This is a genomic window from Algoriphagus zhangzhouensis, from assembly GCF_900148515.1.
Lineage (GTDB): Bacteria > Bacteroidota > Bacteroidia > Cytophagales > Cyclobacteriaceae > Algoriphagus > Algoriphagus zhangzhouensis.
The window spans coordinates 951,049-965,583 of sequence record NZ_FRXN01000001.1 but is presented as its reverse complement, the minus strand read 5'-3'; the positions used below and the strand labels follow the sequence as shown (position 1 = coordinate 965,583).

The following is a 14,535-nucleotide window of genomic DNA, read 5'->3' as shown; positions in this document are numbered from 1 at the left end:
AAAACCATGAGTAAAAGGAAAGAGGAGTGGAAGGCATTGGAAGATGCGTTTCACAAACTGACGGCTTTATCCCTAGAGGATCAGGTACTTTTTTTGGATGGCATTCTAGAGGAGGACCCTAACCTATATCATCAATTGGCGTCGCTTTTAGAAGGTGACCGTGAAGCACATCCTATTTTTAATGTTACTGCACCAAGCATTTTCAATGTTTTGGAAAATGATCAAGATTTGATCGGATCTTCCATTGGATCCTTTGAATTGGAAGAATTAGTGGGGCAGGGAGCCATGGGCTCTGTGTTTAAAGCAAAAAGAATAGATGGACAATTTGATCAAATAGTAGCCATCAAATTGATGAAGCCTGTTGTACTAAATAGCTCCTTTCGAGAGTTTTTTCAAAGGGAAAGACAGATACTAGCTAAGCTAAATCATCCACATATCGCTCGATTGTACGATGGAGGATTTACCGAAGATGAAAGACCTTATTTCACTATGGAATGGGTTTCTGGTAAAAACCTAATCGAACATTGTAATGCAGAGAAGCTAAGTTTAAATAATCGAATTGACTTATTTCTTCAGGTTTGCCAAGCTGTCAAATATGCACACCAATCTTTAATAGCCCATCTTGATTTAAAGCCTCAAAATATCATCGTTCATGAAGGTGAGCAGGTGAAATTGTTGGATTTTGGGGTTTCTAAGATGATGGAAGAAGGAGAAGATCAATCCGGTAGTTTTACTTTGGCCTATGCGTCTCCTGAACAGATCCAAAAGACAAACGTTGGCACCAACTCTGATTTGTATGCATTGGGAGTAATCTTTCAGGAATTGTTATCAGGAAAACATCCTTTTCATAACTTTTTTGATGATCGACAAAACCTGAAGGATGCAATTTTGAAAGGTGAAAGCTTACCTTTTTCTCTTTCCTCAGACTTTGGAAATGTTCCTTTTGCAGAAGATTTGGAAATGATCTGTTCCAAAGCCATGCAAATCAATCCAGAAGATCGCTATGGGTCTGTCGATGAGATGACAAGAGATATCAAAGCTTTCTTGAATAATTATCCAGTTCTTGCTGAAAAGACTCCATGGTCCTACAAAAGCAAAAAGTATTTCCGAAGAAATAGAGCGATGTTATCTTCGCTTGGAGGGGCATTCATTTTGCTTTTGGCTATGGGGATCTATTATACCGTTCAATTAGCTGAGCAAAGAAATATAGCTCAAGAAGAGGCCAAACGGGCAAACCAGATTACAGATTTAATGTCGGATGTGTTCTTGGCTGCTGATCCAAATGTGGGTGGAGCAGATACCATTACCGCTGTTCAGTTACTGAATAAAGGGTTGGAAGATTTGGAAAAAAACACTGGTGACAATCCTGAATTGTATGCGGATATGCTAGCCAGGCTTTCTCCAATTTTTTTTAACCTCGGTCAATATGATAAAGGAATGGAGACTGCTGAAAAAGCATTTGAAATCAATAGCTCACTCTCTAATACAAATCCAGAGACTACTGCTGAACGATTGACTCAGCTTTCAAGTGGGTATTATTACTATGGAAACATAGATACCTCTTTGGTTTTGGTGAATCAATCTGTTCAGTTACTCAAAGAAAATGGGCTTGGGAATTCAGAAATGATGGCCATCACTTTATACCAAAAAGGAAACTCCTTATATGATTTGGGAAGAAATGCCGAAGCTGATTCTTCCTACAGAGCAGCTTATGATATTTACCTTACTTATTTTGATCCTCCCAATTTAGACTTGGCTACAAGTCTTCACATGATCGGTGCAAATTTGATAGACATGGGTGAATTAGATGAAGCTGAGAAGTATTTGATGGAGGCTTTAAATATGAAAAAGCAATTGTATGAAGAACCTCATTTAGAAATTGCCTATACCTATAATTACCTAGGGACATTGAATCAGAAAAAAGGGGAGGATTCAATAGCACTCGGGTACGTTCAGGAGTCCCTTAGGCAGAGAAGGGCAATTTTGGGAGACTACCATGTGGAGACTGTTGCTAGTATGGGAAATACTGCCAGGACCTTGATTCGATTAGGAAAAGCAGAAGAGGCAATTCCCATTTATGAAAAGACTTTGGTAATCATAGATTCCTTGATGGGAGAAAGTCATTATTATTTTGGCGCATTGTCTGGATCTTTAGCAAATGCATACTTTAGTTTAAAAGATTATCCGAGTGCTAAAAAATATTACCAGAAAGCTGCTGAAAACTTTCAAGTAACTATGGATGCCAATAACCCAAGACAAGCATCGCCTTATGTCAATTTGGGAAAGGTCGAGGAAGCAGAAGGTAATTATGAAAAAGCCCTCACTTATTATAAGAAAGGGCTTGAAATTAGGGAAAGTATTTTTTCAGAAGGCCATCCGGATATCGCCCAAAGCCAACAGACTGTAGGAGAGTGCCTGCTAGCAATGGGGGATTATCCTATCGCCATAGAATATTTAGAGAAAGCCCGGAATGCATATCAGGAAGATAAAGAGTCGAACAAAGAGGCAATACTTTCATTGAATTCATCTTTAGCTTCAGCATACCAAGCAACCGATAATGAAGAAAAAGCTGCATATTATCGGGGCTTGGCATCTAATGAATGATTTAGCAGGATACTCCTCGGACCGTAACCGATGTAAACGTTTGGGTTGATTCCAAACATAGCTCTGTCGGTTTGCTGTATTCATAATCACTTAGGAATTTCCACTTAAATCCATCTTTGTATTCGACGGTAATTCGAATATCAAAAGCTCCGGCAGGGACGGTTTTGACTTTTTTCGTATTGGTAGAGATGTCACCACTGGCAATTGTTTGATTATAAGTGTTTCCGCCGGATTTTGTCTTATAAGCTATGGAAAACCTCATAGTTACTCCCAAAAATCCATTTTTATTATTCAATGAAACATTTTTAGCTGGGTATTTCTTGTCAGTGCAGGTTTTTACTTGATATTCAGTAGTATAACCGAGCTTAGCTGTTGTATTGTCTTTGAGATAGTGAAGCTTGTAAGAGATAGGTACTCCAGGGTTATTTCTTGAATAAACAGCATTATCTCCAGTGATGATATAGTTCAAATCTGCGAATGTCTTTGCTTCAACAGCATTTGAAGCCACAGATGCATTTCCTCCTATGGTTACCACTGTGATGGAGGATTTGTTCAATATGCTTTTGTACTTCGTTTCTACTGTTCCAGATACATTTGTGAGGCCTGTTGCATAGTTGAGAGTACCTTCCAGCTCCGCATCAGTAGCACTTTCAGTAGTTACCATTCTGAACATGATAATTCTTCCATAATTCACAGCTTGTACATATGCAGGAGGAGAGTTAGGTCCAAACTTAGCTTCTATGTCAGCTTGTGTAGCGGAAGGTCCGAAAACATTTCCCGGGTTAGTAGGAGGATCCATAGTTACTGAATAGAAGACTTGCTTGAACACCATCATCGCTACTCTTTCTGTATTGGTAGATTCGTAACTGAATTGTGCTGAAACATCTCCTCTTGCCCATTCAACATTTAGCCCAAGATCCATACTTAATTGACGAGAACTATAGGAAGTTTTAGCCACGTAGCTTGAGTTTGCTGCATTTACATATCCTTCTTGATAGGCGTTTGCATTCCAATATTCCAAAACCCCATCCAATGCTGATTGGACATTGGAATTGCTTGGACTATCAACGGTAAAACTTCCTTCTTCACCGATTCCAGGTAGATCAATTCGTAAATCCAATGGAGCCCTATCCACTCCGGCAGGTGTTGGTAAGCCTCCCAATGTCGCTTCATCAGCTATTACCAATGCTCCTGGGTAAATAATGCCATTTGTAGGTCTTAGGATAGCGATGTCTTCAAAATTGTTTCGAAGGTCATAGGTGACAGTTTTGCATTCTGTATATCCACCACTAAAATTGGTGCTTTGAGTATTGGTGCCCATTTGAGTTCTCTGAGAAGACCCAGAAATACTTTGAACATTTAATACGTTGTTAGGGTCGTTGTTTAACCCTTTTAGATATTCTCCAATGGTCTCAGCATCTGGAGATATTTTGATCGGATCATCATTGTTTCCGAAATCACAGGAATACATAAAGATCCCCATAGTAAAGGCAAAAATGGCCTTTTTGAAAATTTGAAAATTTGCTTTCATGGCGAATAGAAATTTGGTTGTATTTCTAAAGGCGACAAAAGGTTTCAAAAGTGGTAACGTGGTATTGGGTTTTTTTCAAAAAACTTTTATTCCCTGATTAAATAGTATTTTTTGTGATTGTTTGTACTTAATTAATAGTAATATTCTAATATGGTTATTAATCCTTTTTTTAGTTCGTGATATTTATTAGGGTATTGAATTATTTCCGGTTTAAATATCTTAAAGTATTTGTAGTCAATTGAATAAGGATAATATTTATTGTATTTTTCTTATATTGATTAAACCATTATTGTTTAGTTCCATGATTTTCAATAGATGTTATACTCAAACTGTTTTTAAAATGAATAAGGAAAATTGTAATTCTCGAAGAAGTTTTATTGAGACCCTGGCTATGGGTTCTGCGATTGGAGGCTTGACTGCATTTTCGGGAGGAGTGGTTCAAGCTGAAACCAAATCCGATTCTAAAATTCTAAATGAAGCAGAAGAATGGTTCAAAGGAGTTAAAGGTACTCATCGAATTGTTTATGATGGTTCTACCCCCCATGATGGATTTCCAATAATTTGGAACTGGGCATTTTACCTGACCAATAATCAAACTGACGTGCCAGATTCTGATATGACAGCTATGACAGTACTTAGACATTCTGCAATTCCTTTTGCAATGAACAGCTCAGTTTGGAAGAAATATAAATTGGGAACGGTCTATGGAATCAACGATCCTAAAACCCAACAACCTTCGGAAAGGAACCCTTTCTATGCGCCAACCGAGGGGGATTTCCCTATTCCTGCTATTCAAGGAATTAAAGACCTTCAAGCTCGTGGTGCTATGTTCTGCGTATGTGATCTAGCTATGAACTTTTACAGTGGAGTTATCGCTGGGCAAATGGGATTGGAAGCGGCTGATGTTTATTCAGATTTCAAAGCAGCAGTAGAGCCAGGAATACAAATCGTTCCTTCTGGTGTTTGGGCGTTGCAGAGAGCCCAGAAACATGGATGTGCTTATGTATTTGCAGGTGGGTAATTCTTAGATTATGAAAAAACTCTTAGTATTTGGAATTGTTTTCATTTTGGTGTTGAATGCTTTTGGACAAAGTCCCGAAGTTCAAATTGTCTTTGATATCACTAGCCCTGATGAAGGGGTACATCAATCAGCTATTCGACATGTAACGATGATGTCTGAAGCTTACCCAAAATCAGAATTTGAATTGGTTTTGTATAGCAGCTCAATCAATATGGCATTGAAAGAAAAATCATCTGTTTCTGATGCACTTGTGGGCCTATTGAAAAAGGAAAATATATCCATGGTCGTTTGTGAAATGACTTTGAAAAGGCATGAAATTGATAAGGAAGATTTGATCGAAGGAATAAGTACTGTCCCTGATGGTATTTTGGAGATCATCCAAAAGCAAAAAGAAGGGTGGGGGTATATCAAGGAGAGTAAATAGAATGTAGATTGTCTCAAACTCTTAAAATTTGTCAGACTGAGCGGAGTCGAAACTATTTTGGTTAACATCTAATATAGATTTCGATATTACAGGTAAAAAACTGTTTTTCATAAAAAAGAAAAAATATATCCTATTGAACTCTCAGTCCTTTTTTCTGTGGGTGAAAAAGGACCAAAAACCACACATTTGTATTTTAGGTTTTAAAGGATTTTTCTTTTTGCCTGTTCTTTTGTCTTGATACAAAAGAACCAAAATATCAAGATTTGGCAAAGCTTCAGCCGCACAAGTCCCGCGCTCTCCCCGCTGCCAAATCCTCCCACCGCACCACAAAATTTGAGTTTTTTAGCAAAATTCAAAAGATCTTGGATTGTTGAAGATTATTTGAATGGTTAGGATTCTGCCTTGAAGTGGCTGGTGACGGATTGAGGTCAACAAGCGTTAAGAAAATCGGCTAGTTCCGAACTTGTTCGGAAATCTGGCGATTTTTAGCGTTTGACCCAATTCGGCAGAAAATGTCCGAAGGCATTTTCAAGCCAATTCAGGCAAAAGACTTTTGGGAACTTTTGGTCTTTCAAAAGTTCCAAACTTAAAGGTCTCTGACTTATTTTTTTTATAAGCATATGTAAGAGGCAAACTAAAGCTCTTAGGTGACTTAAATGATTTCCTACTTCAATTTTACTAATGGATAATTCAATCCATTCACTTCATTCCTTACAACGACGTATTTGTTGAGGCTTTTGAATAAATCAGTCAGATTTCGAAAACCATAAGTTCTGGGGTCAAAACTTGGATCAATTTTTCTAAGAGATGCTCCGATTTTGGCAATATGTATTTCTTCCTCCTCATCAGAAGAAATCTCAAATGCCCGATCAATTAAACGCAAGTCAATTTTTGGATGAGAACTCTTTTTGGGGCTTTCTGCCGCAACCACATTCTGTCTTGAACTTGACTTTTCTGGTTTTTTCTCTTCTTCAACTTCTTCACCCAAGTTTTCGGCAAATGTGAAAATCTCACAAGACTGTACAAAGGCCTGAGGGGTGATTCTTCTGCCTATTCCCATTACAAACATCCCTTCCTCACGGATTCTCTTTGCTAAACCTGTATAATCTGAATCTGATGAAACGATACAAAATCCATCCACCGAATTGCTGTGGAGGATATCCATAGCATCGATGATCAGGGAGCTGTCTGTAGAGTTTTTACCTGTTGTGTAGGCGAATTTCTGAATGGGATTAAAAGAATATTGGTTGATTACCTCCTTCCAACTGTTCATTTGAGGAGTAGTCCAATCTCCATAGATTCGCCGAATTGTGGCCTTTCCATATTTGGAAACTTCTTCTAAAATTTCTTTGATAAGCTTGGCTTGAGCATTATCTCCGTCAATCAGGACGGCAATATTGAATTTATTTTCTCTCATAAAAATCGTTCAATCTAAGATTGACTGTGGGTTAATTAAGGCTTTAAGTTAGGTAATGCTATAGTGGAGGCCAAAATAAAAGGGGCTTTTGGCCCCTTGAACTTTTTATTTATATCTATTTCAAATGCTCTTTAAAAAAAGCAATGGTCCGATCCCAAGCTAGATTTGCTGCTGCTTCATCATATCGTGGAGTTGTATTATTATGGAATCCATGATTAACATCTGGATACATAAACATCTGATATTCGACTCCGTTTGTTTTCAAAACCTCCTCATAAGCGGGCCATCCTGCATTGACTCTTTCGTCCAATCCAGCGTATTGAATCATCAAAGGAGCTTTTATTTGCGCAGCCTCTTCTGCAGAAGGCTGACCGCCGTAGAATGGTACTGATGCTCCTAAATCTGGAAGCCTCACTGCCATCATATTGGAGATCCATCCTCCAAAACAGAATCCTACTACACCTACATTTCCATCGCAGTCTGGATGATTTTTGAGGTAATTATATGCTGCTATGAAATCCTCCAACATTTCATCTCTATTTCTTTCACGTTGCATTTCACGACCTTTATCATCGTTTCCAGGATATCCTCCCAATGGCCAAAGCGCATCTGGAGCTATGGAAATAAATCCAGCCACAGCACATCTTCTACCAACATCTTCGATATAGGGATTCAATCCTCTGTTTTCATGAACTACCACAATTCCTGGAAATTTACCAGACCCGGCAGGTTTGGAAAGTAGCCCTCGGATTTCTCCGCCTCCTTTGGGGGAGTCATAAAAGACATAATCGGAGCTTTGCATACGCTCATCATTATCCAGAATAGTTGCCGTGGTGACATAATCAGGCATCATTGTACTCATGAGGGTAGTCAAAGTGATTCCTCCAACAGCATATGCAGAAAGTTTTTCCATAAAAACCCTTCTTTCAAGTTTATTATGGGCGTAATAGTCATACAGGTCAAAGACTTCCTGAGGGATGTCTTCTTTTTTGAGTTTATCCATGGTTGTTGTTGTTTTGAGCTATAGGAAGATGCCCAAAAAATCGCAGATTTCCATGGAGAAAGTGAGGAATTGAGAAATAGATTCGATGAAAGGTGGAGGTTTGATTAACCTCTGAGCTTTAATTGTAGTCCCATGAGGAAGTTTCTGAGAATCTGGTCTTTACATTCTCTGTATTGGTGCTGATCAGGTTTTCTGAAAAATGCGCTCAATTCATGTTTACTGATTCTGAATTTTCTTAATTCAAAAACCTCCAACATATCAGTATCCTGCATAGAAAGTGCGATTTTCAACTTTCGAAGGATCATGTTATTGTTGAGTGATTTTTCAGCAACAGGTGGGTTTTCACCTTTTTTACCTCTCTTCAATATGATCAATCCATTCAGAAATGAAGCGAGTTCTTTGTCGATGATTTTTTGATATGCCGGATCTTCCTCATTCTTGAGCCAATTGCTGACAAGCTCCCTGCTGACTTCCATTCCTCCTTTATGGAAAAGATCAATCATCACAAAATCATTGAAATCGAAAGAATAGCGAAGAGTTTTTAGAATGTCGTTGTTGCTCATTTGATTCAGTTTGGTGGGCGAATTTAAGGCTTTTTTGAGAGGGGAATGGTTTGAAATCTATCTTTTAGGTTTTGAGGAAGGTTTTTGCCAAATTTTAACCTGATCTTTGATTCCAAATTCAAAAGCTGTGACCGAAGTCTTATTTATCACTCCTCCTTTTACACAACTTAACACACCCTATCCTGCAACGGCCTATTTGAAAGGTTTTTTGAATACTCTTTTGATTCCTTCCAATCAGGCAGATTTGGGTATTGAGTTGATTTTGAGGATCTTTTCAAAAGATGGCCTGACAGAAATATTTGATTTAATGGAATCTCAGGAGCTGGAATTATCAGAAAATGCATCGAGAATTTTCCGATTGAAAAAGAATTATCTCCAGACTATTGATTCGGTTATTGGGTTCCTTCAGGATAAAAACCCCACTCTTGCTTATAGGATTGTGGAGGGAGATTATTTGCCAGAAGCTTCCCGCTTTGAGCAGAAGGATGATACGGATTGGGCTTTTGGAACATTGGGAATTCGAGACAAAGCTAGGTACCTGTCAACTTTGTATCTAGAGGATTTGGGAGATTTGATTTCAGAAGCTATTGATCCTCATTTCGGGTTTAGCAGATATGCCGAGCAATTGGCGATCAGTGCACAGGAGTTTGATGAAATGGATGAAGCACTTCAAGAGCCAAATGGATTGTTGGATGATTGGCTTTGGGAGTTATTGGATAAAAAGATTCGTGCATTTGAACCTCGGTCAGTTGCCTTTTCAGTGCCTTTCCCAGGGAATTTATATGGAGCCTTAAAATGTGCTCAATTCATCAAATCTCATTTTCCGGATATTTCTGTTTGGATGGGAGGGGGCTATCCAAATACAGAATTGAGATCCTTGAAAGATCCACGGGTATTTGATTATGTTGATTTTATCACCTTGGATGATGGGGAAGCTCCGGTAAGGCTATTGTTGGATCATATTGCTGGAAATATTCCCCAAGAGGTGTTGAAAAGGACTTTCCTCCGAGAAGATGGAAAAGTGAAATGGGTCAACAATAGTCAAGTCAAGGATATTCCTCAAAGAGAAACAGGGACGCCTGATTATTCTGATTTGCCAATTCGTGATTATTTATCGGTTATTGAGGTGGCGAATCCCATGCACAGACTTTGGTCTGATGGAAGATGGAATAAATTGACTTTGGCCCATGGTTGCTATTGGGGGAAATGTACATTCTGCGATATCTCACTCGATTATATTCAGCGTTATGAACCTATCAATGCCTCCATACTCTGTGATCGGATTGAAGAAATTATAGCTCAGACCGGTCAAAATGGATTCCATTTTGTAGATGAGGCAGCACCGCCTGCTCTGATGAGAGATTTGGCAATAGAAATCCTTAGAAGAGGACTTTCTGTTACCTGGTGGACGAATATTCGCTTTGAATCTAGTTTTTCAGCGGATCTTTGTCGTTTGCTCCGTGCTTCTGGTTGTATTGCTGTTTCAGGTGGCTTGGAAGTGGCTTCTGATCGATTATTGGATATGATCAAAAAAGGTGTGACAGTTGCTCAAGTGGCACAGGTTTGTAATCACTTTACCCAATCTGGAATAATGGTTCATGCCTATTTGATGTATGGTTTTCCAACTCAGACGGCCCAGGAAACCATTGATTCCTTGGAAATGGTTCGCCAGTTATTCGAATCAGGAGTTCTTCAATCTGGTTTTTGGCATCGATTTGCTATGACCGCACACAGTCCTGTTGGACTAAATCCTCAAAGTTTTCAGGTTAAAAACTTATATCCGCATCCAGGAACCTTTGCCAATAATGAATTGGCACATGAGGATCCAAGTGGTGCAAATCATGATTTGTTTGGAGAGGGCTTGAAAAAGTCTCTGTTCAACTACATGCATGGAGTAGGTTTTGAGATTCCTCTCGGTGATTGGTTTGAAACGAAAGTACCTCCGACGAGCATTCCTAAAAAATATATTCAGAGACAGGTGAACGATGAGCCAGAATTGGTTTACAAAGATCAATTGAGAATACTTTGGATTGGAGAGTTGCCTGAATTGGTTTATTTGGATGAAGAAAATGTTGATTTGATTTTCTCGGGCAAAAAGGAAGATTTTGCCTTGGAATTACCTTTAGATTTTGGGGAATGGATCATGGAAATGCTAGAAGAAATCAGCTATCAACAGCCATTAAATAGACTTAAGGTAATTCGTGAAAAATACGAGGCTAATTATGGTGATTTTCAGGAATTGATAGAATCTGAAGTTTGGCAGATTTTAAAAGAAAATGGACTTTTGATTATTTAAAATATTCAAAACTTATGCTTTGATATCCTATATCGAAAAATTGTTAAATTAACATCGAATGGAAGAGCAAATCATACATAAGGAGTCCAAGGATAAGACATCTAGAGAAAGACAAACCTTCTACAGGGTTACTTTCAATAATAATTCTCAATTGTTGAAAATTGCTGATAATAAGGCAAATATTATCATCAGTATCAATGCCTTGGTGATTTCCTCTATGGCTGCTTTGATTGGTTACGGTTCTATTTCCAATCAAATTGAAAGTTCAGAATTTGGATTGCAGATTCCCATTTTACTTTTTGTTGTTTTTTGTTTGGCTTCAACCATTTTGGCAATTCAAGCTGCCAAGCCAAAAATTGTGGGAAAGCCCCGTCAAAAAACAGATAACCCATCTCTCATTTTTTTTGGTTCGGTGTCTCATTTGAGTAAGGATGAATATTTCGCCCATCTTAAAAAGACTATGTCCTCCAGGCAGGATATTATGGATCAAATGTCTACGTCATTGTATTACCAAAGCATGGTCTTAAATCAAAAATACCGACTTCTCAGATACGCTTATTTGGCTTTTTCCTTCGGAGTGATCATCGGAGCTATTGCCTTTCTTACTCAATTGATGGCATAAAAAAAGCCGCTCAAGGCGGCTTCTCTTAATAAGTGAATTTGACGTAAACTCGTTTTTCTATTTTTTGACCATCTGGAGCAATCATCATTTTGGCCGATTCAGCTTGTGCACCATCTGCCATCATTCTCATGACTGGAAGTGGAGATGCTGGTTGATCCAGGGAAACATGAAATACTCGAATTGTTCTAATTCCTAAAGTCTCGGCAATTAAATTTGCTTTTGACTGCGCATCCAAAAGTGCTTCTCTCATCAATGTATTTTCCATTGATTTGGTAGTAGCTTCAGAAACTCTAAAACTCAAATTGAAACTCATATCTCCTGCATCTTGGATGGCATCAGAAATTTTTTGTAAGTCTTCATTTGTGCTTTTAGTGATGATTTGAAGAGATTGTCGTGCTACATATCCACTATCTCTAGAAACTCCACTTCTATAGATTCGATTAATACTAACTGAGTAATTGTCTGCTACCAGTTTATAATCTCTGATTTTCGCCTTTTTAAGTTGGTTAGCAAGGTTTTCGGTTTTGGTATTCAGCATTTTAGTTGCATCAGTCACTTTCATGGACTTTTCTTCCAAATTGATATAGAATACCGCTTCGTCAGGGGATACGGATTTCACTGAATACCCCTGTACTTCAATAAGAGGTACCTGCTGAACTTCTTGGGCTTGTAAAGAAAATGTCAAGCCTGCTGCCACTAGAAATGTCAATAATGCCTTCATATGTGTTGATTTTGGTAATGTGATCATATCTTCAAAACGCAGTCCAGTTTTGCTTCGCTACCTAATTCGATACGCTTTTCTACTTGATTTAAGGAAAATTAGGAATTGATTTACTTAGATTTTTCTTCCTTTTAATCTCAAACTATTAGCTACTACAGAGACAGAACTCATAGCCATCGCCGACCCGGCAATCATAGGATCCAAAAGGAATCCATTGATAGGGTATAAGATTCCAGCTGCGATTGGAATGCCTATTAAGTTGTAAATAAAAGCCCAAAAAAGGTTCTGCTTAATGCCATTTACAGTCAATTTTGAAAGATTGAAGGCTTGAGGAACTTTTTGAAGATCAGAGGTAATCAAAGTGATTTTTGCAACATCCATGGCAATATCAGATCCGTGCCCCATGGCGATGCTGACATCTGCTTGAGCCAAAGCCTCTGAATCATTAATGCCGTCACCAACCATTGCTACAATTTTACCTTGGGATTGGAGGATTTTAACATATTCGGATTTATCAGAAGGAAGGACTTCAGCTTTAAATTGTTTGATTCCAACCTCTTTGGCAACCGAGTCTGCCGTATGCGGATTGTCTCCTGTCAGCATGTGGACTTCAATTCCCATTTCGTGTAATTGCTTGATGGCGGCCTTTGAACTAGCTTTTATCTGATCTTGAATTCCAATCATGGCAATCAATCCTTCCTCATTCCCAAAATAAACCACTGTTTGGGCTTCTTGCTCCCATTTTTTGGCTTTGCTATTCCATTCAGTTGAGAGAGAAAGCTTAAAGTTTTCGAGAAGTCTTAGGTTTCCTACGAAATAGGATTTGCCTTGATATTGAGCTTTGACGCCTTGACCCGTGACACTCTCAAAGGATTCCAAAGAAATTGATTTACTTTGATTTTCTTGGAGAAAGGAAACTACTGCGGTTGCGAGTGGGTGCTCAGATTGACTTTCCAAAGCCAAAAGAATGGAGGATTCATCTGAATTTCCATTTAACCATTCTATTGATTTGATACTAGGTTTACCTTCGGTGATTGTTCCTGTTTTGTCCAAGATCACTGTATTGACTCGATGGCCCAATTCCAAACTTTCTGCATCTCGAATCAGGATGTTGTTTTCGGCGCCTTTTCCCATCCCAACCATAATTGCAGTAGGAGTAGCAAGTCCCAATGCACAAGGACAGGCAATCACCAAAACAGCAATAGATGTCAAAAGAGCATGGGTAAAGGCACTTTCACCTCCAAATGCCATCCAGATGATAAAGGTTAGAATCGCTATCCCTAGAACTGTTGGGACGAAGATACTGGCGATTTTATCGACCAGTTTTTGAACAGGAGCTTTACTTCCTTGAGCCTCTTGGACTCGCTGAATGATCTGAGATAGAAGTGTGGATTCACCTACTTTTTCAGCTATAAACTGAAAGCTTCCTTTCTGGTTTATCGTACCGGCAAACACTGGATTTCCGATAGTTTTTTCAACTGGAATAGGTTCTCCACTGATCATACCTTCATCAATAAAAGTGCTACCTGAGCTTACTTTTCCATCGACAGGAACCTTTTCTCCGGGCTTTACCAAAATTTTATCACCTACCTGTACTTCTTTTATTGGAATTGATTTTTCTCCATGATCGGTAATCAAAGTCAGCGTTTTGGGCTGTAATCCAATCAGCTTTTTAAGGGCAGAAGAGGTGTTGGATTTAGCTTTTTCCTCGAGCATTTTTCCGAAGGAAATGAAGGTGATTATGACTGTAGCAGCTTCATAATAGACATGGGGAACCAATCCTTTGGAAGTCCAAAACTCAGGAAAGAAAGTATTGAATAAACTAAATAGGAAAGCGATTCCAGTACTTAGAGCCACAAGAGTGTCCATGTTTGCTTTTCCATGTTTGGTTTGCTTCCATGCATTGATGTAAAAGCTTTTTCCAAAGAAGAAAAGGACTGGAATTGAAAGGGTAAGAGATATCCATTTTCCCGGTTCCCAATCCATAAAAAACATTCCAATAATAAATATTGGAAGGGTTAGGATAGCAGACCAGATGGTTCTTTTTTTGACATCTTGGTATTTTTTATCCTGTTCATTTTCAATGCTTTCATTGATGTCTTTTGAATTGATAATCAAACCATAGCCTATCGCGGTAAGAGCTTCGTTGAGAAGGTCTGGATTGGTGGATTGATCATATTCTACCTGAACAGTATTTGTCGCAAAATTGACAGCGGCAGACTGAACTCCATCTGTATGAGTAAGGATCGTTTCAACACTGGAGGCGCAAGCTGCGCAGGTCATTCCTGTAACTGGAAAAGTTTGTTTCTGAATCATTTCTTTGTTCATGATTC

Annotated in this window: 11 protein-coding genes; 5 read left to right on the top strand and 6 right to left on the bottom strand. The window is 38.6% G+C overall.

Annotated features, from left to right (window positions below; translation table 11 throughout):
* Window positions 1-6: 6 nt before the first annotated feature.
* Window positions 7-2,604 carry a serine/threonine-protein kinase gene (locus BUF13_RS04080; protein ID WP_073570442.1) on the top strand — a complete coding sequence of 866 codons (2,598 nt, stop codon included), beginning with the start codon at window positions 7-9 and terminating at the stop codon, window positions 2,602-2,604.
* Between the two features lies 1 nt (window position 2,605).
* On the opposite strand, the gene BUF13_RS04075 is transcribed toward BUF13_RS04080, so the two are convergent.
* Window positions 2,606-4,135 carry a thiol-activated cytolysin family protein gene (locus BUF13_RS04075; protein ID WP_073570441.1) on the bottom strand — a complete coding sequence of 510 codons (1,530 nt, stop codon included), beginning with the start codon at window positions 4,133-4,135 and terminating at the stop codon, window positions 2,606-2,608.
* Between the two features lie 340 nt (window positions 4,136-4,475).
* Here BUF13_RS04075 and BUF13_RS04070 point away from each other — a divergent pair, with 340 nt between their 5' ends.
* Together BUF13_RS04070 and BUF13_RS04065 are read left to right on the top strand one after the other, a co-directional pair.
* Window positions 4,476-5,156 (top strand): Tat (twin-arginine translocation) pathway signal sequence containing protein, encoded by a 681-nt coding sequence (locus tag BUF13_RS04070; protein WP_073570847.1) that lies wholly within the window; start codon window positions 4,476-4,478, stop codon window positions 5,154-5,156.
* Window positions 5,157-5,166: 10 nt separating this feature from the next.
* Window positions 5,167-5,580: a DsrE family protein gene (locus BUF13_RS04065; protein WP_073570440.1), complete on the top strand. Its 414-nt coding sequence runs from the start codon at window positions 5,167-5,169 to the stop codon at window positions 5,578-5,580.
* Window positions 5,581-6,244: 664 nt separating this feature from the next.
* Here the strand turns inward: BUF13_RS04065 and BUF13_RS04055 are convergent.
* From BUF13_RS04055 to BUF13_RS04045, 3 genes are all read right to left on the bottom strand, one after another.
* Window positions 6,245-6,997, bottom strand: coding sequence for an NYN domain-containing protein (locus tag BUF13_RS04055; RefSeq protein ID WP_073570438.1), 753 nt, complete (start codon window positions 6,995-6,997; stop codon window positions 6,245-6,247).
* Between the two features lie 115 nt (window positions 6,998-7,112).
* Complete coding sequence (locus BUF13_RS04050; protein ID WP_073570437.1) at window positions 7,113-8,000, bottom strand: dienelactone hydrolase family protein; 888 nt, start codon at window positions 7,998-8,000, stop codon at window positions 7,113-7,115.
* A gap of 104 nt (window positions 8,001-8,104) precedes the next feature.
* Entirely contained in the window at window positions 8,105-8,563 is a 459-nt protein-coding gene (locus BUF13_RS04045) for a YehS family protein (protein WP_073570436.1), read from the bottom strand.
* Between the two features lie 127 nt (window positions 8,564-8,690).
* On the opposite strand from BUF13_RS04045, the gene BUF13_RS04040 reads away from it, so the two are divergent.
* Both BUF13_RS04040 and BUF13_RS04035 read left to right on the top strand, forming a co-directional pair.
* The gene (locus BUF13_RS04040) at window positions 8,691-10,859 is read left to right on the top strand and encodes a B12-binding domain-containing radical SAM protein (protein ID WP_073570846.1); all 2,169 of its coding nucleotides are present in this window, start codon (window positions 8,691-8,693) and stop codon (window positions 10,857-10,859) included.
* A 58-nt stretch (window positions 10,860-10,917) separates the two neighbouring features.
* Window positions 10,918-11,481, top strand: coding sequence for a Pycsar system effector family protein (locus tag BUF13_RS04035; protein WP_073570435.1), 564 nt, complete (start codon window positions 10,918-10,920; stop codon window positions 11,479-11,481).
* A gap of 25 nt (window positions 11,482-11,506) precedes the next feature.
* Here the strand turns inward: BUF13_RS04035 and BUF13_RS04030 are convergent, their stop codons facing one another.
* Window positions 11,507-12,202 carry an SIMPL domain-containing protein gene (locus BUF13_RS04030; RefSeq protein WP_073570434.1) on the bottom strand — a complete coding sequence of 232 codons (696 nt, stop codon included), beginning with the start codon at window positions 12,200-12,202 and terminating at the stop codon, window positions 11,507-11,509.
* Window positions 12,203-12,316: 114 nt separating this feature from the next.
* A complete protein-coding gene (locus BUF13_RS04025) occupies window positions 12,317-14,530 on the bottom strand; it encodes a heavy metal translocating P-type ATPase (protein WP_073570433.1) in 2,214 nt (737 codons plus the stop codon).
* Window positions 14,531-14,535 lie beyond the last annotated feature (5 nt).

Excerpts from the sequence above, each read along its gene's own strand:
- BUF13_RS04080 (WP_073570442.1), top strand. The coding sequence starts at position 7 with ATGAGTAAAAGGAAAGAGGAGTGGAAGGCATTGGAAGATGCGTTTCAC.
- BUF13_RS04075 (WP_073570441.1), bottom strand. The coding sequence starts at position 4,135 with ATGAAAGCAAATTTTCAAATTTTCAAAAAGGCCATTTTTGCCTTTACT.
- BUF13_RS04070 (WP_073570847.1), top strand. The coding sequence starts at position 4,476 with ATGAATAAGGAAAATTGTAATTCTCGAAGAAGTTTTATTGAGACCCTG.
- BUF13_RS04065 (WP_073570440.1), top strand. The coding sequence starts at position 5,167 with ATGAAAAAACTCTTAGTATTTGGAATTGTTTTCATTTTGGTGTTGAAT.
- BUF13_RS04055 (WP_073570438.1), bottom strand. The coding sequence starts at position 6,997 with ATGAGAGAAAATAAATTCAATATTGCCGTCCTGATTGACGGAGATAAT.
- BUF13_RS04050 (WP_073570437.1), bottom strand. The coding sequence starts at position 8,000 with ATGGATAAACTCAAAAAAGAAGACATCCCTCAGGAAGTCTTTGACCTG.
- BUF13_RS04045 (WP_073570436.1), bottom strand. The coding sequence starts at position 8,563 with ATGAGCAACAACGACATTCTAAAAACTCTTCGCTATTCTTTCGATTTC.
- BUF13_RS04035 (WP_073570435.1), top strand. The coding sequence starts at position 10,918 with ATGGAAGAGCAAATCATACATAAGGAGTCCAAGGATAAGACATCTAGA.
- BUF13_RS04030 (WP_073570434.1), bottom strand. The coding sequence starts at position 12,202 with ATGAAGGCATTATTGACATTTCTAGTGGCAGCAGGCTTGACATTTTCT.
- BUF13_RS04025 (WP_073570433.1), bottom strand. The coding sequence starts at position 14,530 with ATGAACAAAGAAATGATTCAGAAACAAACTTTTCCAGTTACAGGAATG.